Source organism: Peribacillus butanolivorans (assembly GCF_001273755.1).
In the GTDB taxonomy this organism is placed as follows: domain Bacteria; phylum Bacillota; class Bacilli; order Bacillales; family DSM-1321; genus Peribacillus; species Peribacillus butanolivorans.
Window position 1 is genome coordinate 2,658,299 of record NZ_LGYA01000001.1, and the last position, 22,921, is coordinate 2,681,219.

Sequence of the window (22,921 nt, forward strand, 5' to 3'; positions counted from 1 at the left end):
GCGTGTCTAAGGGAGACCCCACAGGCGCAAAGGCGCCGAGGAGGCTCCCTGACCGCCCGCGGAAAGCGAGTGCCTGGAGTGGAAATCAACGTTCGAATTTTTACAACCCCTCAAAAAAACTGTAGACAAACTCGATTTTCATCGAGTTTGTCTACAGTCTGAAACCTCTTCCATATAGATGAAGAGGTTTAGTATAATGCTATGATTTATTTTTATTTTCCTGTTTTTCCAGCCATTTTATCATTTTCGTTCGAATTTTATGTGATGGCCTTTTGATTCCTCTCTCAATGTTACTCACGTAAGGAGCAGATATTTCTAGTTCTTCTGCTAATTGATATAAAGAAAGATTAAGAATTTTTCTAGTGATTCTTATTTGCTCACCAATATTTTCACTTCTCTTTTGACTACTAGAATCCTGTAGTGAATGCCGAATGTCACTTCGAACTTTTTGTTTTTTTTCAATTGAACGATATTGGTCCTTAATAATCTCCGGTGGCTCTATTAAAATCATAGAATTCAACCAAATACTAGCCCATCCTTTATAATCCGCAATAGATTCATCCCATTTTTCATAATGCCATGACGCGATGACACCATCTTCTAGTAATGTATCCATAGCTTTTTCAAACCGCTCTCTAGTACGAGAAGGTGTGCGATTATTCATTTTTTCGCCGATTGACTCCAATAGTGTACTTGTTTTATTTGGCTGTAAAAAGTCTCCTTTTCTAGCTTGGGTCCTCCAACGCCAGCTTAAATACCTTGTAAGTCTTTTCTCCCAAATTTGTCTATAAGGATTATATTGCAATGCCTTAATTGAAAGAAGAGCAACTTGCCTTGCAGAACCATTTAGATACTTAGCAAACACTTTATCAATTGTAAACGTTATCTTTTTTCTACATGTTTCTTCTGAAATACCATATTCTTCTCCCGTATAATCTTTAAAAATGAACGTCCGCCCCTGGAGTGCTGTCTGAACAGGTTTACCTTTTTCATAGATGACAGCTTTGTTAATATTAATCCATATGCTTTGAATATTTGTAAGCGATTTCAAAATTTGTTCGCGTTGTCTTGCTTCATATCCACCTCGACGCCCGTCTCCTCCAAGTTTAGGCTTTAACCCTCTAATTGATAGTAGGTCATTCAAATAGATTTCTACTATTTCTTCATTATGCCTTGCCTTGGATAAAAAAAGGCTGCAAAGTGCATCAAATACATCTACATCTACATCAGACAATAATTGTACTCGGTTCCATGCTTCTTTAACAATTGCATGCTCAATAATTGATGTGTGATTGTACTCTATAGGGATAATTTGTATAAAACCTTCTGTATTACCCTTTTGAATAGGTGTTGCAGGCCAGGGGATATCCCCATCATTTCCGAAATTTTTTTTATAGATGGCGTCTCTAACTGATTGGTACGGGGCACTATTCATCACAAGCAAATGGTCTTGAATAGTAAAGTTGAAAGAAAAATCTCTTATTGTGGATAATAATAAATCTGATGTTTGAAAAGAATCTTTTTTAAAACAAAGAAGATTTTCTATTTTTTCAATCGTACTGGTTTCTAAATTAAATTCAAAAATAATTTTATCAACCCACTCTTGGGTATACCCATTTACTATATATGTTATTTTCGAAACAAATTCTTTGTTTTCAGCAAAATTTTTAGTGAGAAAATGATAAAATAATTTATTCAATTCTTGAACATCAAGTCTTTCCATTTCATTAAAGCCAATTGATATGGCTATTTCTTCAAGGATACATTCTTTTATTTGAAGTCTAAACCAGCTATTGAATTCATCCCAAACAGGTTTTTCAGCCAAAAATGTATCCTTTTTCAAAATTTTCTCCATTTGATATATTGAATCTTCTATTAACTGTTTTTCTTTTAAAATAGCATGACTTTTAGAAGAAATTCTTTCATATTCACATAAAAGGTAAAACACAACATTTTGAGCTATTTGTGATATCGTTTCGTTTCTCGCCGTTAGCCTCAACTTGGCAAACAGTTCTTCATTTTCTTTATATGCATTCTCCCAAATAACAAAGCTTTTATTATTTAATCCATATTTAAACGTTAGAAAACCTGTCGAACCCTCCAGCTTATGTGATTTGAATACCTTATTGAAATCATGATATTGATTGTTTTGTTCATAAATGCAGAGTACCAAAAAATTATTAATTTTACTTGACCAACGATTCGATAGATACTCAATACTATCATTCGCTTCGCTACGATCCATTGTTTCACTGTGTTTATGATTACTTTTCTGCATAAATACCTCCTAGACAATACCTAAATCGATATACAAAAACACTCAATGTTTTAGATGATATATATGTAGTGAAATATGATTATTTTAACTATGTGAAATAAAAATCAGAATAATATACTATTAGAAATTTTTCTTATGCTGAAAAAAACTGTCTACCTAATATATTCAATATGAAGATATAAAATCCTTCCTTGGTTTATATTAGTAACTGCTCTAATTCCTGCTTGTATATTGATTTGCTTAAGGTATTTATAACTCCAGAAATCAATTATCTCTTCACTAGGAAGTCTAATTTGAAAGAACTACCCCCTCTCATTAATGAGGTTTGCAGCTCTTTAAGCATCGTGATTATGTACTAATTTAAAACACTGTATTTAAACATAACATATAACCTCGTTAGGAAGGTTTTGTATAATTCACGGATTGTCAATAGGCGTTTTTTACCATGCCTTTCTCTCTATTCTCAATCGTATAAATATTCAAAAAAATGTCGAGTTGAGTCATCTATCCTTTTACCCTTATACTAGGGAAGAAAAATTAAAGGGGGAGAATTATACATGAAGAAAGAAATTTCAATTATTGGTGTTCCAATGGATCTTGGTCAAACTAGAAGAGGAGTAGATATGGGTCCAAGTGCTATCAGATATGCAGGTTTGAGTGAAAGACTTGAAAACATTGGCTATACTGTCCATGATGAAGGTGATATTAAAGTAGAGATACGAGAGAGAGCACAAAGTGATACAGATACTAATTTAAAGAATTTACAGGATGTAGCAGAAGGCAATGAAAAATTAAGTCAAAAAGTTGCTGAAGTCACTCAATTAAATCGATTTCCTTTAGTTTTAGGTGGAGATCATAGTATAGCTATCGGAACATTATCAGGTTTAGCACAGCATTCTGAGAACTTAGGGGTAATTTGGTATGATGCGCATGGCGATTTAAACACAGCCGAAACTTCTCCTTCAGGAAATATACATGGTATGTCTCTAGCGGTAAGTTTGGGACTTGGCCACCCTGCACTGACTAACATTGGTGGATATACACCAAAAATCAAACCAGAGAATATTGTTATTATTGGTGCCCGTTCCTTGGACCAAGGTGAGAAAGAGTTAATTAGAGAAAAGGGTATTAAAGTATATACAATGCATGAGATTGATAGATTGGGAATGACAAGAGTAATGGATGAATCGATTGCCTATCTTAAAGAACGTACAGATCTTGTTCATTTATCCCTTGACCTTGATGGCCTTGATCCAGACGATGCACCGGGAGTAGGAACGCCTGTCATGGGAGGTATTAGTTACCGTGAGAGCCATCTTGCCATGGAAATGCTAGCTGAAGCCAATATCATTACATCCGCAGAGTTTGTAGAGATAAATCCAATATTGGACGAACATAATAAAACAGCTGAAGTTGCTGTCGCATTAATGGGCTCTTTGCTTGGAGAAAAATTACTTTATGGAGCGGACGATCACCTTATCACTCCTCATTTACTGGCTGATGTTAAATAGTCGAACTTTTTTGAGATAACTGTTATTGATAGAAATATAGAGCGATTTTATTAATCTCAAATTTTTAAAAAGATGGTCCATTGAAAAAAGCCCATATTGTCATCTGCGGGCTTCTTCCCCATTGACGGATGGCCCACATGAATCAATTTATATCCATAGCTTCCAGACGTTTGGCTTCTTTTTCTTTCTTAAGCGGCGTCATCGAAATTATTTTTGCATTGGTACCTATGTTAACTCCTGTTTCTCTACATGCAGAAGCAATCTCTTATTCGAGGGATACTATCACCTAAGATTGAAATCAAAGCATAAAACTTGTGAATGGAGAAACATTAATTCCCTAAAAACGTCCTAACATAAATGAAACCGTTTGCACCCATCAGGTAAAGGAGTTTTTCAATGAAAACAATAGAAAATCAACCAAATGAATTAAAACGGAGCATGAAAGCAAGACATTTATTTATGATTTCAATAGGGGGATGTATTGGTACAGGCTTTTTCATTGGTTCAGGCTACACCATTCATGAAGCAGGGGCCATCGGTGCTATTCTCTCTTACATAGTTGGCGGTTTTATCATGTATTTAACGATGCTTTGTCTCGGTGAACTATCGGTTGCCATGCCTGTTTCCGGTTCGTTTCAGACATATGCGACAAAATTCATTGGTCCTGGAACCGGCTTTGCCATAGGATGGCTATACTGGTTAGGTTGGGCAGTTACAGTTGCCTTAGAGTTTTTGGCAGCGGGACAACTTATGCAAAGATGGTTTCCTGAATCACCCGTTTGGATGTGGTGTGCAATCTTTGCTTTTCTCATCTTTTTACTAAACGCTTTATCAGCAAAGGCATTTGGTGAATCAGAGTTTGTGTTTTCAAGCATTAAAGTATTGGCCATTATACTGTTTATCGTAGTTGGCGGTGCTGCTATGTTTGGTATTATTGATATGAAAGGCGGACAGGAGGCACCGTTTTTCTCCAACTTTTTCAATGAAGGCCTCTTTCCGAACGGGATATCGGCCCTACTTATTACAATGATTACAGTGAACTTTTCATTCCAGGGCACAGAGTTAATCGGAATTGCAGCAGGAGAAAGTGAAAACCCAGAAAAGGTCATACCAAAATCTATCAAACAAACCGTTTGGCGAACTCTTTTCTTCTTTGTGCTTTCAGTCTCTGTACTCTCAGCATTGATTCCAAGGGAAAAAGCAGGAATCGCTGAAAGTCCATTCGTTGTTGTACTAGATAGCATAGGAGTGCCTTATGCGGCGGACATTATGAACTTTATCATTCTCACGGCTCTGCTGTCAGTTGCAAACTCCGGCCTTTATGCGGCGACACGAATGCTGTATTCTCTTTCTAGAGAAGGAATGGCAAGTCCAAAGCTCGGTATGGTAAATAAGAGAGGAATTCCACTAAATGCATTACTTATCACCCTTGCAATAGCCGGGTTGTCTTTACTTTCAAGTGTAGTAGCTGCAAAAACAGTGTTTGTTTTTCTTCTCTCCCTTGCAGGATTAGGAGCACAAATTGGCTGGATTGCCATCGCGGCCTCTCTTCTTGCTTTTAGAAGATCATATATCCGTAAGGGTGGAAAGGTAGAAAATTTAAAATTCAAAGTACCACTATATCCATTCATTCCCATTCTTGCCTTAATAGCAAACTGCATCGTCATGATTAGTCTAGCATTTGTTCATGAACAGCGGATGGCCCTTTATTGCGGCGGATCGTTCTTCCTTGGTTGTTATGCTGTTTATCACTTTAAGGTGAAGAAAAACAAGCAAGTAAATACACCTCAACAGGAAGTGGAATTAAATTCCGGTAAAAAAATGGTCATCTAATCTTTCCAGATTATCTAGAGAAGAAAGTAAAGTAATGAAAAGCAATCTTTGTTAAAAAGATTGCTTTTCATACTGGGCATTACATAAAATCAATGCGAGAGTATTTACATAAAGAAAAAATACTCTGGAGATATCTCATTTCCAGAGTATTTTTACACTAAACAACTATTAAACAGCTTCTTTTTTCCTTACCTGCTTTAAAAGCAGGGATTTTGAAAGCTACAATTTGTGGTTAAAATGTGAACCGATAATTCATACTACCTTTACTATGTTAACCCAGGTGTCTGAAAGATTGTCCTTTGCTGCAGTCATTACTGAGCGACTATAAATTCTCTTCGCCAAATTCTTTATATCCATAAACGAAATACATAACTACGGCGTATAACATGACTGTCCATGCAAAATTAAATCTGCAGATCTTTTCCTTCCTCGAATAACAAGAGACTTTCACCCCATAAGTGTCCTTCCGCAAAATAGAGTTTTTATCCCAGCTTTGCGGTTAGTGAAATCCCATCAGTTGCAGAGGCGGCTGAAAAAGTTATCCCCAGGGCCATTGTGAATACTACCAAACCAGTAAGTAATTTCTTCATTGTTCCACTTCCCTCTTTTTTGAGCATCCAAATCACCTTACTAGTTCCCCTCAGATTTTATATTCTCTATGCTCTATACCTCTTTTTAAAAAGGTATTATTATCAACTTTCTTTCTAAAACCCTTCAATAGGATCTATCTCTACCGAAAATTACTATATTATCAATAGAAGAAACCTATAGATAACTATCATTGATACACATCAATTGTCCTAAAACACGACATCTAGTAACGAAACTGTAACATTAGAGATTATTTTGTAATCTTCGAAACACTTTTTTATTCTATTTGTCATGGTTTTTATATATTTCATAGCCCTATAATATAAAGGTTAAATATTTTTTTACCACATCAGGAGGAACTTTCCTATATGAAGAATTCGAAAAACTCTTTTATTCTCGCGGGAACTATTATAGGTACCCTATTTGCCAGCACTTCTGCTTATGCTAGTTCTTATCAAGTTAAATCGGGTGACACCCTAGACGAAATTTCTAAAGCACATAATACAACTGTCCAAAAATTAAAATCTGAAAACAATTTGACTAGTAATCTTATTTTGCCAGGTCAAGTTTTAAAGATTAATGAATTCACTAAAAGTACTGTTACAACCGATAAATATGTAGTTAAACTTGGGGATTCTTTATCTACAATTGCTAAAAGATATAATCTTCCTCTTAGTGCATTAATTAAATTAAACCCTAGTATTTCTAATTCAGATCGTATTCATATTGGACAATCTATCCGTGTATCTGGTCAAGCCTCTACAACTAGTTCAACGGCTAAAAATAGTAGTTCAAGTGATACCTATACAGTCAAATCAGGTGACACCCTAGACAAAATTGCTAAAGCACATAAAACGACTGTCCAAAAATTAAAATCTAAAAACAAGTTGACTAATAATCTTATTTTGCCAGGACAAGTTTTGAAAATTAGTGAATTCAGCAAGTCTACGAATAACAGTACTAATACAACAGAAAAATATGTGGTTAAACTTGGGGATTCTTTATCTACAATTGCTAAAAGATATAATCTTTCTCTTAATGCATTAATTAAATTAAACCCTAATATTTCTAATTCAGATCGCATTCGTATTGGCCAATCCATCCGTGTATCTGGACAAGCCTCAACATCTAGTTCAACGGCTAGCAAAAGTAGTTCAAGTAAAACCTATAAAGTAAAATCAGGTGACACCCTAGACAAAATTGCTAAAGCACATAATACAACGGTAAATTCATTACTTTCTTTAAACCCAAGTATTTCAAATGCAAATACTATTCATGCTGGTCAATCTATTAAACTTTATGGAAAAGCTACATCATCTGCAGCTAAAAAAGAGTCCCTATCATCTAATCCAGCCCAAGCAAATCAAATATTAGCTGCTGGTGCGAAATATTTAGGAGCTAGGTATGTTTATGGTGCAAGCACATCACGTACAGACATATTTGATTGCTCTTCATTCACATTGAAAGCATTCCAAGCTGTAGGTATTTCCTTACCGCGAACTTCATCAGCTCAATCTCAGATTGGGAAACCTGTATCTTCGAACAGCCTGCAAAAAGGAGATTTAGTATTTTTTGATACCAATAAAGATGGAGTAATTAATCACGTAGGAATTTATGCCGGTAACGGTCAAATGCTTAACGCTTCAACTTCTAAAGGTGTATCTTATGCAAACATTAACAGTTCTTACTGGGAACCTCGCTTTGTAAAAGCAGTTCGTGTTCTTAACTAAAGTCATATATAACAAAAATAATTGTTTGCTACACTAAGTCCCCCTTTTTATTTTAAAGGGGGACTTAGTGTAAGATTCCAATTTAATTTGTAAGAGTCAATGGATGTTCGGAAACAGCTAGCCTTATCGAGTCAGTAAAGCAACAAGGCTGGTAGTATTGTCCAAAAGAAACAAACTCATAGTTTCAGATAAAAAATCTTCAAATCAGTAGCTAAAGGTTTAACTCGTTTACTAAAAGTTGAATTTCGTTTGCTTCCAGCGATTGTAGACTTTGCATTTAAACGGAATCCCTTTACCATTTCACCCCTCAAAACAACAGCAGCTTTTAATTTAGGATAACAAATATGTAATTTTTCCAAAAATAAAATCATCGATTAAGATGATTTTATTTTTTTGCATATTCTTTTAAGCGAGGCAGAATTGGTTCCAAAATTTCCTTTGCTATGTAATCTGTATCTAATCCAATAAACTGTTTGCCTTCTAATTCGACTGATCTAGCCTTTTCCGGATCATTGCAAAAAATAAACGAGATTATTCCGTTATCTTCTGTCATATCTACATATTTGAATGTAATATCATGTTGTGTTAAACAACTTTCAAACGCGATGCATAATTCATCTATGTTTGACTTATTAATAGATGTAAATTTCATTTTGATCATCTCCTCTGAATACAGAATAGCAAAATATATGCTGAATTACAAAGTGAATATATCCTCTAGTAGAAGGCCTTTACTATTTATCCGGCATTTCTAATCTAGGGGAAAATTGAAAAATCACTCAATTTTTTTAACTAAGTTCATCTGGTTTAGCCAAAACTTTTAATAATAAAACAAAGGTCACTTTAAGAGTGGCCATCATGAGAATGAATTAATCAGCAATATATTAGAAGGGAATAAAGTGGTTACTTTAAAACCTATTAACTAAGAGGATTTTAAGCAATATATTATTAATACAATTGGAGACTATGCAAAAGACAAAGTGAAGCAATGGTTCTGTCAAGAAAGAATTTACTCAACTTTTACCAAAAGGTGAAAAATCCGAGTTTAACTATATATTCTCTATCTTTCACGACCAACACATAGTCGGAACGATTTGGATTGCACAAAAATCACCTACAAATAATGACGAAGGCTTTATTTATGATCTTATTATCTTTGAGCAATATCAAGGGCTGGGATATGGTAAGAAAGCAATGAAAGAAATTGAAATTATCGCTAAAGAATTAGGAATGAAGAAAATTTCACCTCACGTTTTTGGCCATAACAAAATTGCACGTGGATTATATGAAAAGTCGGGCTATGAAATTACGAATATCACGATATAAAATCAATTTAAATAAACTATTTCATAGTACCTAAAGATAACTTCATATATAACCGAGGGTATTCGTCGTGTAACTTAAATCCTGAAAATGATCAAACTTTATTCTAAATTTTCAACTATACCTAACTGATGTCCTAGAAAAATCTATGGATTAAACAATGTGTCCCAAATAAAACAAAGATAATTATGAAGATAAAAACGAAAATTCTTAGCAAAATCCAACAGGGTTTTGTTATTTTTATTTCCGTACTTTTTTCTGAACGATTTAAGACGGAAAATAATAGCATGAAAAGTTTAATGTGAAGGTTAAACTATGCTCACTTTCCATTAAGGTAGTTCTTAAAAAACTTATATTCTTAATCTGTATTTTTTTGGTAAAACCATGATAATTCAATAAGGGTACCTCCGCTTTATATCCTTCCTTATGAATATTCCATGGCATGTCTCATATCTTATACAAACACCTTTGTTAGGAGGCCAACATGAAATCTTTCTATAAAGGAACGCTCATTTTGATTGTCGCAGCGTTTTTTGGTGAATGTATCGAATTTTTAGTGAACATGATCCTAGCCAGGGAATTACAAGAAGAAGGCATGGGGCTCTATATGTCTATATTGCCGATTTTCTTTTTGATATATGTGATTGCCAGTCTTGAATTACATATTTCCATTTCAAAATTCGTGGCAGAAAATAAACACACATTGCATTATAATCTGGTGATACATGCACTTAAAATGGCTATGGTTGTAGTGCTGGTTATGTGTGTCGTCATGCCTTTTATTCTTACCTTTTCATCCATAATGGACAGATACCACCCATATATAAAATGGCTGCTTATTACCTTAATCCCTATAGTCGCATTTTCGTCGATTGCAAGAGGATATTTTATGGGCGTTCAGCAGATGGGAAAGATTGCATTTTCCAACTTTTTAAAAGATATTATTCAATTTGGCTTGCTGTTCATCATCTTTACCTTATTTAATTTTAACCAGGAAAAGTCCCTGCTGATGGCCTTCTTTGTTTTAATAGGCAGTGAGTTCCTCGTCTTTTTATACCTGATTAGCCTATTGATTCTTCAAATGCGTATTATGAAGCGTGGTACAAACTCGCGTACCTCTGGTAGATATGCACGTCAAAAGTTGCTGGAGGTTTCACTACCTACTATGGGACTAAGAATCTTTCACGCAATAACAAATGCGATTCAACCTTTTCTGATTCATGCTGCCCTTCTCTCAGCAGGATTCGGCGCGGTAATGGCTACTGAACATTTTGGGATGCTCACAGGGGTAGCGATGACTATCGGCTTCTTCCCAGCTTTTATTGCTCATTCACTAATGATAATGCTTATCCCTAATGTATCGAATGCTTACAAGAGACAGGATGAGGAAAAATTGAGAGTTTTATTACAAAAATCGATGTCTTTTACTATCTTGTATGGGGTTCCTGCAGTGGTCTTTATTTATCTCTTTGCGGAACCTTTGACCTCACTCTTTTTTTCCTCCACTTCAGCTGCTTATTATTTAAAATTATTATGTCCTTATTTTCTTTTTCACTTTTTTGTTATTCCGATGCAAGCCTATCTTATTGGCTTAGGCTTAGTTAAAGAGGCTTTTTTCCATACTGTGTGGTCACATATCGTCGCCTTTGTGATGATGTATATTCTCGGCTCCCAAACCTCTCTTAACATGGGAGGCATCATCTTAGGTATGAATACAGGTGCTGTATTATTAACCCTTATGCATTACTTAACTATATGTAAAAAAATAGGGATAAGCATCTGGTTAACAAAATCGAGATCTATAATAATGAAGTGATATCATAAATAAAGCTAAGGCTAAGACCGGATAAAGGTACGGGCAAGAAGGGTAAAAAACCGAACGATCAACATAACATATGTAGTTAGACGTTAAACACTCGAATGATTCAAAATGTCAGCAATAATAACGGTGACAAAACTCAAAACCTTTTTAAAATATTCAAATAAAATGTGAAGAAAAAGACACTCCTCAATCAGGCTGTGTCTTTTCTATTTTTATGAGGGTGAATTAATGTAGATTTCAACTTTGGGATATTTTTTTTATCTAAGCAGGCCTTTACGTTTGATAAGTTTGATTTTCGTTGTCATTATATCCGTATAAAAGCCATTAGGCACTTTTTTAAGCGTGCTTGTTACTGAATGAATAGTGTTTGAATATAAATCAGATAAATTGTATGCCAAACAATTTATAAATAAAATTAAAAAATATTGAGCCTTTCTCTGTACTTATCTCCTTAGTTGATGTATATTTCAACATACTTGGATAATAATCAAGTAAAATGGTTTAAACTAACCATACAATATTAATGGAGTGATTTCATGAGTAAAGCTAAGGCTAAAACTGGAACAGGTAAAGGTACAGGTACGGGAACGGGTAAGAAGGGTTGGAATCGTTGGAAAACTAGTGCCAACAAGAAAAAGAGCGCAAAACCTTATGTAAGTAAAGGCGTTAAACACGCGAATGACTCAAAGACAACTACCAATAATACTGGTGATAAGTCTGAAAAATAATCATTATGTAACTTCTATGAGTTAAATTAAAGGTTACCAAATTATGTTCCATATTCTCATACAGGGTATTTAGGCACTTTAAAAATCTGTATGAGAGAATTGGGTCAAATAGATTAATAACTCTAACTTCCTTCACTCTATAGCTATTGAATTAAACAATTGCATTTATATATAATAAAGAAAAAGACACTCCCAAACTGGTAGTGTCTTTCGTGTTCATTTGAGGTTTTTTTAAATTTATACAGATACAATCACGAAATGTTCATCTCATCTGACTTTTATGTTTGTTGGGTTAACTTTTTCCGATGATAACTTTGTTGTAAAACCGTATGTAGCCCTTTTTAACAGAGCTTGTTTCTGAATGTATGGCTTCCCCACATCTTGAGCAGTTACTAGCAAAGGGTCTCTTTTTGTATCAAAGATCAAAGGGTGCTTTGTAAAAAGTTAGAAGGCACTCCAATATCATTAAATTGATATTATTTATTTGGCTACTGCTTTTAATAATTGATTGACTAATAATTGAGATTTCAGACCTTCTAGTCCATCAATCAGTGGTTTCTCATCATTTTGAATACAATTAATAAAATGTTGTACAGCATCTTCAAATCCTCTTTGCTTTAACGTTGTATCCCAAGATGGAGAAAATGAAGTTGAGTGGCTGTTATTAGAAGCAATTTCTAAAGTATTCATGTTCCTAACACTTAAAATTGCTCCATCTGTTAATAGTTCAAGCCTCTCAAGGTTAGTACCTGCTTTTCGATGCATGTCTGTAAAGAAAGGTATACCCTCCTTGGATTTATAAACATGTCCTGCATAAACAAGGTAATTCTCAATACTGATATTTACTGTTCCATGCAGCACATCTAAATCACCATTAGCTAACCATCTTGCAGTATCAACTACATGTAAATAATCATCTAACATTCTAAAATCATAAGAATAAGGTCCCATACTATCTGTTCTATGTTTTTCTATACGAACTGATGCTATGTTTTGAGCTTGTTGTTTTGCTTGTACATACATAGGAGCAAAGCGGCGATTAAATCCAACCATAAGCTTCCTTCCTGATTTTTCACTTAACTCTACTAATTTTTCAGCTTCAGCAACAGTTGCAGCTAATGGTTTATCGACATAAACATCTATTCCTTTAGTTAATAGAGAAGATACGACTTCAAAATGTGAGCTAGTGGAACTATGTACGAAAACAGCATCACACTCTGCAGCGAGTGTTTGTAAGCTATTAAAATCTTGAATACGATACTGATTGCAAATCATTTTTCGTTTATCTTTACTTGGTGAAAAAGCACCTACAAAAGACCAATCCATTTCTTTAGTAAGGATTGGTAAATATGCTTTTTGAGCTATACTTCCTAAACCTACCATGCCAATACGAGGTTTTTTCATGTTTGACATCCTTTGCATTGATATTGTTAATAACAAAATTAGTTTACACTGTTTCAGTTGTAAAGCCAAATGAACAGATTATTTTTGCATGTGGTCGTGTAATAGGAGTATCAAGTGAACATACTCAAGTCTGTCAAATCTATCTAAGCGTCTGTCCAAAAACTCTAACTGATCAAGAATCGTATCATCTGAAAATGAGGAAGATAAGTTAAATTTACCCTATAATAGTTACTATTTCCTATTATTTTATATTTAATATTTTTTTACTTTATCAAAAAATACCATATCTCATGATGAATAGTAAAAGAAACAGTGGTTCTGATAGAACCACTGTTTCTTTTACTTAAAATTCCTTTGAGAAAAATGGCAAGAATAACTTTACTCCTCGTCTATTAAAAGGTAAAAATTTCATATCCGCAATTAAATGACTTATGTAGCCTAGTATACAAGTAGTGAAAATCCCCTCTATCCCCAAAGATGATTCGAATTGATGAGCAATGACGCCAAAGAAAACGATGCCAGCAATCGAATGCGTATAACTTCTATGAGGTGTGAAAGATGCTAGAATTATATAGATACCTAACAGCCATAACCAGTTTTCCTGTAAAGATAGGCCGCCTCCTAATACCCCTAATCCTGTCAGGGTCAGCATATGCCTTTGCGTTATATATGTAGATATTATAATAATGCCAATTCCTGCTCCTACACCAACCCACTTTTCCGTTTCAGAACCCTCCAAAACGCTATAAATAATCATGAGAATCCCGATGGTTTGTGCTAACGTTCGGATGAACTTGTGTGAAAAGGTAATTCTATTGCTTAACTTTCCGTCAATATCCATGTCGGGCATTAGACCTGAAACACCCCCAACCCCAACTAAGAATAAAGTAGTGGTTGGATCGGTTTGAAGTGTGTTTGCTGTTAAAAATCCCACTGCTGCTCCTAATGCCATATGCGCTGTCCCGTTCACTGTCTCTCTCCTGTTCTTCTAAGAAGTTATCTTACATATCACAATCGAATGTTTGTTCGAACACCTTGCTTTTAACTATACAATATTTTTTACTGAATTTCTTTATTTCTTTTAAAAAAGTGGGATTATTCCTTGATTTCAAAATTAGAAGAACCTTATTCTCTCTTTGTAATGTTCTCAGAATCCTTTGATTTTTGTTCACTCACTTCTAGTCGTATCACCATTTTCAGGTTAAATAGTTATTGGGCTATCCTACTCGTGAAAATCATGAAAAACGAAGAGGCGATAAGTGCTAAAATTCAAATTAAATCATGAACAATATTAAAAAGTACACAAAGAGGAATTGAAATAAAGAATATGGAAACTCATCCTGGTGTCGCTAAGCTCGATGCAATAACGCAGATTTCTCTTTTTGAGAAAGAAACTCATAACGCTTAAGTAAATATAGCTACACAAAGCTAACCAGAAATGTTAGAGCCAAGTAGACTTCGTCTTGACTTACACTATAAAAATCTATAAAAATACTATATTGAAATTAACCTTATTAAAGGCTCGTATTTATATACAAAACCTTTAAAAATTTTTTTCTAACGAGACTTTTTTATTAGAAACTTTATCAATAATATGAATATACTAATCTATAAGGGGAGTGATCCAAATAGCCTTTCTAAACGCCTTCAATAATTTTAAAAAAGGGAAAAAGTCTAAGAAGATAAAAAACATGGATTTTAGAGAGCAACACGTAAAGAAATCTTCTGAGCTTATTGGTAATAATGTAATCGTCCAAAATATAATTAACAATCACCTTACAAAAAAAAATAACCACTTGTAGGGTGGTTTTTATTTATCGTATGAAATTTCTTCATTCTTCACCATCGTCAACGTTACATCATATATATAGTTATATTGTAGATAATAATCGTATATGACATTGTGTAGAATTTTTATTAGTGATTTATCGAAGGTATCGAATTCCGTTTGATAACTGCTTAAAACCGTGACAAATTTGCCGTCTAGGTTTTCATAATAATGCAAGAGAAAATTCTTATAATATTCACTGTCACTGTTGCTTTTATTCGTTATACATGGATCACCAGTTTGGATGGACTTATCAAGCATCGATTTGATGGATTTAGGTAGCTTAGCTTTTTTGAATTGATTTAAGTTATAAATTTCATAAGTAAAGTCAAGTCCTAATTGATTGGAATAAAACTCGATAGTACTATCCAATGTATAAATTAAGGGAGCTTTAAAATCCTTGCTATTTGCAATCTCCTCTGATATCTCCAGCTGAAATTCCTCAGATGTTAAATATGCTGCAAATTTCATTTTTGAACTGCTCACGCTAAACACCTCAAAAACAGCTGCATCTTGTTTTTCAATCTCAATTTCTATATTAAAAAACTTAAAGTGTTTTAGCCGGTAAAAAGCAATCGGTGCTAAAAGAAAAAGTAGTATCCACACTAGGTAAAGAAATAATGTGTTGAAGATTATTTGATAAAACTCAGATGTTACAATCGGTTCTATAATTAACGTTATCAATGTATGTTCAAAGCCTTCAGAAATAGCTGGATTCTGTGTATTTACGGGATTGACGACTTTATCAGGCTCCTTCCACGTTTGGATTCCTAATAGGGCCATCGCAACCAGTGTATAAACAAAAATCAAAATAGTCCCAATCACATATAGTTTTGGCATGAATCCTATAATTCTGTCGAAAACAGAAATTCGCTTATTTTTCTGCTCCTCTATAGCCAATGTGGACGCTCCTTTTACAAATTAATATAAAATAGAAAAAGTCAATAAAGGGACCGAAAAAACATCCTAGTCTTTTCCTATTTAATAATATGTTTGTAATCAAGCGAACATACGTAAATGTTGGTTGAGGGTAACTGATTTTAATCCATTCCGAAACAGTTACCTTCCCGTTTGGCTTGATACACAGCCATTTCTATGTCATCTATGAAGTTTCACTTTCTAGTTTTATCCACACCAACATTATGACGTGGGTATTATCATATGTCCTAAATGTAACAGGATCTATGTACCTAGTGTCCGACGATTGCACCCCGAAATTCGTGAACTTCCCTTATACTTGAAATTAAAGCTATTACGGGTTCTTAAAAAAAGGAATAATTCGAAAGCGCTTTCGATTAAATCAAAAATGCCAGGCTCCTCAATCGTGTAAATGAGGAGGTCAGCTTTTATACATAGAATTCCGTATCATTTTAGTTGTCCTTTTATCGCAAATTCTCTCACTTTATTTAAAAACAACTCCAAAGCTTTTGATGCTTCGAAATCTTTCTTTTTCACCACTGAAAAAGGTCTAATAAAGGCTTCATTTTTCAAATGAAAGGTCTTCAATTCACCGGTTTTCAGTTCTTTTTGCACGGTTAATCGGGATAACAGTGCAATGCCAAGACCAGCCATAACTGCTTCTTTCACTCCTTGAATACTGGTAAAAATAAAGCTTCGTTTTATGTTTAGATCTAGTTTGTTTATAAGTTTATCTGAATACGTACGAGTTCCCGACCCTTGCTCCCTAAGTACCCATGTTTGATCCTGAAGCATGGCACCATCTATGATCTCCATTTGTGAAAGTGGATGATCAGGCGGAACGACGACAATCATTTCATCGTTCATGAATGAGTTAACATCAATATCTTTATAATCCGTTTCCCCTTCAATCAGACCTATATCAATCTGATTAGAACGTACGCCTTGAATAACTTCATTAGAATTTGAAATAATAATTTGAATATCAACTAGAGGATATAGGACAGAATATTCCGCCAAAACTTTCGGAAGATAATATTCTCCTATTGTAAAACTAGCCCCAATTTTTAGAGTCCCACTTACCACGTTATTAAAATCATTAATTTCTCTTATTGCTGTCTCATAGTGATTCAGCATTTGCTTTGCATGCCTATATAAGATTTTTCCAGGCTCTGTAATTTGAACCTGTTTTGGAGAACGGTAAATCAGTTTCGTCCCCAATTCATTTTCCAGATTCCTTATATGAAGGCTAACTCCCGGCTGTGACAGATTAAGAATATCACCTGCTCTTGAGAAATTTTTCTGTTCGATTACGGTTACAAAAACCTTTAAAGGATCCATAGTTACCTCCTCTTTATAATTTATTTTACCATAAGTAAAAGTGATTATTACAATAGCAAATATATATTTCACTTATTTTTAATTTACCCTTAAAGTAAAGGAAACAATATAGATGGAGTGTTCAACTTGGGAAAAACAGCAATAGAAACAAAAAAGCTTGGCTTTATTAAAGGGATAGTTTTAACCCTACTAATTGCTATTGCAGCAAAATTCTTGGCAGAGCTCCCCTTCCTTCATATAATGGGGCAGCTCGTCATAGCGATATTAATAGGGGTGTTTTGGAAATCCATAGTCGGCTTGCCTGATTATGTGGTTGCGGGGACCAATTATTCTAGTAAGGTTCTTTTGCGATTTGGTATCATTTTGTTAGGGATGCGTTTGAACTTAAAGGATATTTTTAATGCTGGACCAAAAACTTTTGCTGTCGGAGCTATTAGTCTTGTATTTGCTATATTAGTAGTTTATGGATTGGCCCGTCTTTTTAAGGTCGAAAAAAAGCTGGCTATTTTGACAGCCTGTGGGACAGGAATTTGTGGAGCTGCGGCTGTCCTTGCGATTTCCACACAAATTAAAGCAAAAGAAAAAGATACAGCGATTGCCGTGGCAACGGTTGCTGTATTGGGAACAACCTTTACATTTGGTTACACCATTCTTTATCCATTCCTAGGTCTATCAGATCAGGGATACGGAATTTTCTCGGGAGCTACACTGCATGAAATTGCTCATGTAATTGCCGCTGCAGCACCAGGTGGAAATGAGGCAGTAGATTTGGCAGTCATGGTCAAGTTAACTAGGGTTGCCTTACTTATTCCTGTTGCAATTTTTATTGGATTCATTATGAATTTGAAAGAGAGAAAAGCTAATCCGGGGAAAAAATTTTCATGGAAATCTATCCAGATTCCTTGGTTTATTTTAGGGTTTTTAGCAACTAGTGCTCTTTATTCTACAGGAGTAGTGCCTGAAGCTATAGCTGAATCCATTGTTTCGCTTTCTTATATCCTCATGGCAATGTCTATGGCGGGACTCGGATTAAATATAGATCTTGTAATATTCAAGAAATATGGTGGGAAACCATTTGTTGCTGGTCTATTCGGTTCAATCTTATTATCAATTCTTGGTTATGTCTTAGTACGTGTATTACAATTAAATTAATATTCACAAAAACAAGCATTCCTTAATTGGAATGCTTGTTTTTCTTTAATAGATGCGGAACGTTAGCTCCATAAAAGATTTCATCCATCTCTGTTTGTAGTCTTTCTATAATTTCCTGTCGTTCCTCTGAATTTAATTTTTCTTCCGTGAAGCCGAATAAATAATTATTTATATCGAATCTTTTCAACTTACATTTCGTATGAAATATATTTTCCTGATACACATTGACATCTATCATATCATATAAACGCTTTACTTCATCAGGGATGTAATTTTGAATGGAATTTATATCATGATCAATGAATAATTTCCGTCCATTTTTATCCCGTGTAAATCCCCGGACACGGTAATCAATAGTAATTATGTCAGTATCAAAGGAATGTATAAGATAATTAAGTGCTTTTAGAGGAGAGATTTCTCCACAAGTTGATACATCGATATCAGCCCTGAATGTACTAATACCTTCATTCGGATGATATTCAGGATATGTATGAACAGTAATGTGGCTCTTATCCAGTTGCATGACAACATTATTGGGTAAAGGGCCGGGGGATTCCTCATAGGTACCAGTCGGCACTTCTACGACAGGTCCTTCGGAAACAAGCATCGTTACACTCGCACCCTGTGGAATATAATCCTGTTTCGCAGTATTCAAAACGTGTGCTCCAATTAAATCCGAAACATTATGCAAAATCTTCGAAAGCCTTTCTGCATTATACTGTTCATCGATATATTCTAGGTAGGCTTCGCGTTCTTTCTTTGTTTTTGTAAAACAAATATCATACATATTAAAACTTAATGATTTCGTAAGATTATTAAAACCATGGAGTTCAATTCGTTGTTCTGGTGTAAGTTTCATGATCGATTCCCCTTATTTTTTTTACAACTGTTCTTATAGTTACCCTTTATTAGAAATAAAAAACTAAAGGGAAGAATTTATGGCTAATAACCTTAATAAAAAAAGAGCAGTTGCAATAAATATGTAACTGCTCTTTTTCCCTATTTTGCTTCGGATTGTATTAATTTCTTTCTTTTAATCGGTGAAAGTGCACGTTCTAACCACCCTAATAAAATGTCAGCCAGAATAGCCATTAATGCTGTTGGTATAGCTCCTGCGAGAATAATTGCGGTACCATTCGAAGCATTGGTTCCCCTTACAATGATATCACCCAGCCCACCTGCGCCGACGAATGTGCCGACTGCAGTTACACCAATTGCAACGACAAGTGCCGTTCGTAGACCAGCCATGATGACAGACAGGGATAATGGCAGTTCGACCATTCCTAGTAATTGGAACTTCGTCATCCCCATAGCCTTACCCGATTCTAAATAGGCATGATCAATGTTTGTAATTCCTACATACGTATTTCTTAGGATTGGTAGTAAAGAATATAAAAACAATGACAAAATAACTGTGTTTGTCCCCAGTCCCATTACTAACATAAGGAGAGCAAGCATTGCTAAGGCTGGTGTGGTTTGTATGACATTAGTTATCGAAAACACCCAATTACTCAACTTTTTATGCTTTGCGATGAATATACCTAGCGGGATAGCAATGATTGCTGCAAATAGAACTCCGTAAGCAGACATTAAAAAGTGGCGATAAAATTCAGTAAGTACGTACATCCAATTCTGGGAGTAATACGTTCCCAGTTGTTCCAAGGTTTCCATTAGATTGCACCTCCCATTTATTCAAAATAATTATGCGCTTCAAGGAACTCCGTTGCTACAATCGATGGTTCTTTCAAGTTTCCATCAACTTCATAGTTCAGTTCCTGCATCGTTTCGGTTGTGATTTCTCCAATTAACTTAGTTAGTTGATTTTCTATTTCCGGATATCGTTCTAACGCATCTTTCGTGACAACAGGTGAACAATCATAAGGAGGGAAATATTGTTTGTCATCTTCTAAAAGCTGCAAATTATTCACCTTAATCCGTCCATCTGAAGAGTAAGCGAGGACAATGTCCATCTGACCATTTTTGACAGCGTCGTAAACTAGTCCAATTTGCATCGGATAGGTTTCTCCGAATTCTAATCCATAGGTGTCTACGAATCCCTTATAGCCGTCCCCTTTTCTTTTCAGCCAAGCACTATCGACACCTAATCTCAAATTCCCTGCATCTTTTTCCAAATCGGATATTTTTTTATAGCCTTTTTCCTCTGCCAATTCATTTGATATCGTAAATGCATAAGTATTATCAAATCCATAAGAATCGTAAAATTTGAATCCATATTGTTTTTTAAATTCCTTTTGAACAATTTCCATTGCCTTTACTGGATCTTTTTCAATATCCTGAGCTAAAACACTCGTTAAATCCGTCCCCGTATAACGAGTTGCGGCTACATCAATATCCCCACTCTCCATTGCTTGTTGCTGGACGAAATTCGAACCTAAATTCTTAATAATCTTCGTATCAAGGTCTGTATTTCGTTCAAGTAGTTGTGCTATCATGTTTGCCAAGATTTCGGATTCGGTCATACTCTGCGCACCAATTTTAACCGTTTTTTCAGAAGATGACCCCAACCCAGGCAACGAGCAGCCGCTGATGAATAATGAAAACACTATAAGGGTAGTAAAACTTATTTTTCTTATTTTTTTATACATGGTATTCCTCCTCAAGCAACTTCCTTCATACCTTTTAATCCTGTTGGTACGACTTTTCGTTCAATGATCGAGAAAACATAATCCACCAGGATAGCCATGATGATTACCGGTACAGCACCTGCGATGATATATTCTGTTTGGTATAAATTCAAACCAATAAATATGTAATCTCCAAGTCCTCCGCCTCCAATAAAGGAAGCCAATGTTGCCCAGCCAATTAAATAAACGGAAGCAGTGCGAATCCCAGCCATAATGACGGAAAGTGCAAGAGGAAATTCAACTAGACGAATTCTCTCCCAACTCGTCATCCCGATGCCTCTACCAGATTCAAGTAAATTTTTATTTACACCTTTAATGCCTGTATACGTATTCCTGAGTATAGGTAAAACAGAATAGAAAAATAACGCAATAATAGCGGGTGTCTTCCCAACACCGAGGAATGGAATGAAAAATGCTAGTACTGCCAAGCTTGGCAACGTCTGCATGATGTTTGCAATTCCAATAATTATAGATGCGCTTTTTTTCATACGGGTCAACAAAATGCCAAGCGGTACAGCAACTAGTATTCCAAGGAATACAGCAATCATAGATATATATAAATGCTCCCACGCCTTGTAAAGCAACTCAAGCCAATTCGTTTGTAAAAAATCGAGCAATGTTTCCATCTCATTCACCTCCTAAAACATTTCAGCCATTTCAGCCACTAGATTATCTTCTTCCCCCCAGATGCTGTCGTACACGATGTCAACCAGTGTAGCTCTAGTAACAATTCCGACCAAATGTTTATTTTGGTCAACGACCGGCACATATTTAAATCCGCGTTTTAAAATCTTCTGAACTGAATCACGGATTAATGAGTCTTGATTTACAGAATAGACTTCAGTTTTGATTACTTCACTAATAAATGTAGCTTTTTTACGATATTCACTAATCGTTTCAACATCAACAAATCCTTTTAATACATTCTCTTCATCTACCACGAGCAGAGAATCCACTCGTTTTTCTCTCATAATAGTGATAGCGTTAGTAAGAGACTTTTCCTCAGTAATTGAAATGGGATTACGACTCATGATTTGTTCGACCAATTGCACGTTTGGTCTTGTTTGAAGCAATCGTTCTTTACCGATAAATTCTTCAACAAATTCATTGGCTGGGTTTCTGAGAATTTCATCCGGGGTTCCCACTTGAACGATTTCTCCAGCCTTTAAAATCACAATACGATCAGCAAGTTTAATCGCTTCATCCATATCATGGGTAACAAAAACAATTGTCTTATTAAGTGTGCGCTGCAGATTTTTAAATTCCTCCTGAAGAGCATCGCGGGTGATCGGATCTAGAGCACCAAAAGGTTCATCCATTAATATGAGTGGTGGATTAGAAGCTAAAGCCCTGAGAACGCCAATTCGCTGTTGCTGCCCGCCGCTCAGTTCGTAGGGATACCGTTCTAAATATTCGGGACCCATATCAACGAGCTGCAACAATTCTAGCGCACGTTCTTTTTTCTCTTGATCACTCCATTTAAGTAGTTTTGGAACGAGGGTGATATTTTCAAGAATCGTCATATGAGGGAAAAGACCAATTTGTTGAATTACATACCCGATCTGTCTTCTAAGCTCGACCGGATCCTTTTCCATTATATTTTCTCCATTTATGAGTATCTTACCTTCGGACGGTTCAATCAGGCGATTAATCATTTTCATTGTCGTTGTTTTCCCACAGCCACTCGGACCAATGAAACAGATGAACTCCCCTTTTTTTATATCAAGTGTTATATTCTTTACAGCTTTCTTCCCTCCCTTATATACTTTCGATACATTTTCAATTTTTAACACGACAAGCACCTCCATCATTCGCAT

Annotated in this window: 19 protein-coding genes and 1 pseudogene; 8 read left to right on the plus strand and 12 right to left on the minus strand. The window is 35.1% G+C overall.

The features are described 5' to 3' along the window. Positions 1-199 precede the first annotated feature (199 nt). A complete protein-coding gene (locus tag AKG34_RS12115) occupies positions 200-2,278 on the minus strand; it encodes a helix-turn-helix domain-containing protein (RefSeq protein WP_053346294.1) in 2,079 nt (692 codons plus the stop codon). Between the two features lie 557 nt (positions 2,279-2,835). On the opposite strand from AKG34_RS12115, the gene rocF reads away from it, so the two are divergent. The 3 genes from rocF (at position 2,836) to AKG34_RS12125 (ending at position 5,622) form a co-directional block, all read left to right on the plus strand. Continuing rightward, positions 2,836-3,789, plus strand: a complete 954-nt coding sequence (gene rocF, locus AKG34_RS12120; RefSeq protein WP_053346295.1) for an arginase — start codon at positions 2,836-2,838, stop codon at positions 3,787-3,789. A gap of 137 nt (positions 3,790-3,926) precedes the next feature. Next, positions 3,927-4,079, plus strand: a complete 153-nt coding sequence (locus AKG34_RS27970) for a hypothetical protein (protein WP_161804929.1) — start codon at positions 3,927-3,929, stop codon at positions 4,077-4,079. 106 nt (positions 4,080-4,185) lie between these two features. Further along, positions 4,186-5,622 carry an amino acid permease gene (locus AKG34_RS12125; protein ID WP_053346296.1) on the plus strand — a complete coding sequence of 479 codons (1,437 nt, stop codon included), beginning with the start codon at positions 4,186-4,188 and terminating at the stop codon, positions 5,620-5,622. 482 nt (positions 5,623-6,104) lie between these two features. Here the strand turns inward: AKG34_RS12125 and AKG34_RS27975 are convergent, their stop codons facing one another. Further along, the gene (locus AKG34_RS27975; protein WP_161804930.1) at positions 6,105-6,248 is read right to left on the minus strand and encodes a hypothetical protein; all 144 of its coding nucleotides are present in this window, start codon (positions 6,246-6,248) and stop codon (positions 6,105-6,107) included. Positions 6,249-6,581: 333 nt separating this feature from the next. On the opposite strand from AKG34_RS27975, the gene AKG34_RS12130 reads away from it, so the two are divergent. Next, positions 6,582-7,943 carry a C40 family peptidase gene (locus AKG34_RS12130; protein ID WP_083450773.1) on the plus strand — a complete coding sequence of 454 codons (1,362 nt, stop codon included), beginning with the start codon at positions 6,582-6,584 and terminating at the stop codon, positions 7,941-7,943. 385 nt (positions 7,944-8,328) lie between these two features. Here the strand turns inward: AKG34_RS12130 and AKG34_RS12135 are convergent, their stop codons facing one another. Beyond that, a complete protein-coding gene (locus AKG34_RS12135) occupies positions 8,329-8,595 on the minus strand; it encodes a hypothetical protein (RefSeq protein WP_053346297.1) in 267 nt (88 codons plus the stop codon). 292 nt (positions 8,596-8,887) lie between these two features. Here AKG34_RS12135 and AKG34_RS12140 point away from each other — a divergent pair. From AKG34_RS12140 to AKG34_RS12150, 3 genes and pseudogenes are all read left to right on the plus strand, one after another. Next, a pseudogene (locus tag AKG34_RS12140) lies at positions 8,888-9,269 on the plus strand (GNAT family N-acetyltransferase). Between the two features lie 481 nt (positions 9,270-9,750). Next, positions 9,751-11,082, plus strand: a complete 1,332-nt coding sequence (locus AKG34_RS12145; protein WP_053346298.1) for an oligosaccharide flippase family protein — start codon at positions 9,751-9,753, stop codon at positions 11,080-11,082. 542 nt (positions 11,083-11,624) lie between these two features. Beyond that, positions 11,625-11,816 (plus strand): DUF3934 family protein, encoded by a 192-nt coding sequence (locus tag AKG34_RS12150; protein ID WP_053346299.1) that lies wholly within the window; start codon positions 11,625-11,627, stop codon positions 11,814-11,816. Between the two features lie 480 nt (positions 11,817-12,296). On the opposite strand, the gene AKG34_RS12155 is transcribed toward AKG34_RS12150, so the two are convergent. From AKG34_RS12155 to AKG34_RS12175, 4 genes are all read right to left on the minus strand, one after another. Beyond that, positions 12,297-13,220: a Gfo/Idh/MocA family protein gene (locus AKG34_RS12155; protein ID WP_053346300.1), complete on the minus strand. Its 924-nt coding sequence runs from the start codon at positions 13,218-13,220 to the stop codon at positions 12,297-12,299. A gap of 343 nt (positions 13,221-13,563) precedes the next feature. Continuing rightward, a complete protein-coding gene (locus AKG34_RS12160; RefSeq protein ID WP_053346301.1) occupies positions 13,564-14,190 on the minus strand; it encodes a metal-dependent hydrolase in 627 nt (208 codons plus the stop codon). An 840-nt stretch (positions 14,191-15,030) separates the two neighbouring features. After that, positions 15,031-15,948 carry a hypothetical protein gene (locus AKG34_RS12170; protein WP_053346303.1) on the minus strand — a complete coding sequence of 306 codons (918 nt, stop codon included), beginning with the start codon at positions 15,946-15,948 and terminating at the stop codon, positions 15,031-15,033. A gap of 465 nt (positions 15,949-16,413) precedes the next feature. After that, a complete protein-coding gene (locus AKG34_RS12175; RefSeq protein ID WP_053346304.1) occupies positions 16,414-17,307 on the minus strand; it encodes a selenium metabolism-associated LysR family transcriptional regulator in 894 nt (297 codons plus the stop codon). Positions 17,308-17,433: 126 nt separating this feature from the next. On the opposite strand from AKG34_RS12175, the gene AKG34_RS12180 reads away from it, so the two are divergent. Then, a complete protein-coding gene (locus tag AKG34_RS12180; RefSeq protein WP_053346305.1) occupies positions 17,434-18,459 on the plus strand; it encodes a YeiH family protein in 1,026 nt (341 codons plus the stop codon). Positions 18,460-18,481: 22 nt separating this feature from the next. On the opposite strand, the gene speD is transcribed toward AKG34_RS12180, so the two are convergent. The 5 genes from speD to AKG34_RS12205 form a co-directional block, all read right to left on the minus strand. After that, positions 18,482-19,318: an adenosylmethionine decarboxylase gene (gene speD / locus AKG34_RS12185; RefSeq protein WP_053346306.1), complete on the minus strand. Its 837-nt coding sequence runs from the start codon at positions 19,316-19,318 to the stop codon at positions 18,482-18,484. Positions 19,319-19,458: 140 nt separating this feature from the next. After that, on the minus strand, positions 19,459-20,130 hold the full coding sequence (locus tag AKG34_RS12190; protein ID WP_053346307.1) for an ABC transporter permease: 672 nt from the start codon (positions 20,128-20,130) through the stop codon (positions 19,459-19,461). A gap of 17 nt (positions 20,131-20,147) precedes the next feature. Further along, a complete protein-coding gene (locus tag AKG34_RS12195; protein WP_053346308.1) occupies positions 20,148-21,065 on the minus strand; it encodes an osmoprotectant ABC transporter substrate-binding protein in 918 nt (305 codons plus the stop codon). Between the two features lie 11 nt (positions 21,066-21,076). Next, complete coding sequence (locus AKG34_RS12200; RefSeq protein WP_053346309.1) at positions 21,077-21,730, minus strand: ABC transporter permease; 654 nt, start codon at positions 21,728-21,730, stop codon at positions 21,077-21,079. 12 nt (positions 21,731-21,742) lie between these two features. Then, positions 21,743-22,897, minus strand: a complete 1,155-nt coding sequence (locus tag AKG34_RS12205; RefSeq protein WP_053346310.1) for a betaine/proline/choline family ABC transporter ATP-binding protein — start codon at positions 22,895-22,897, stop codon at positions 21,743-21,745. Between the last annotated feature and the right edge of the window lie 24 nt (positions 22,898-22,921).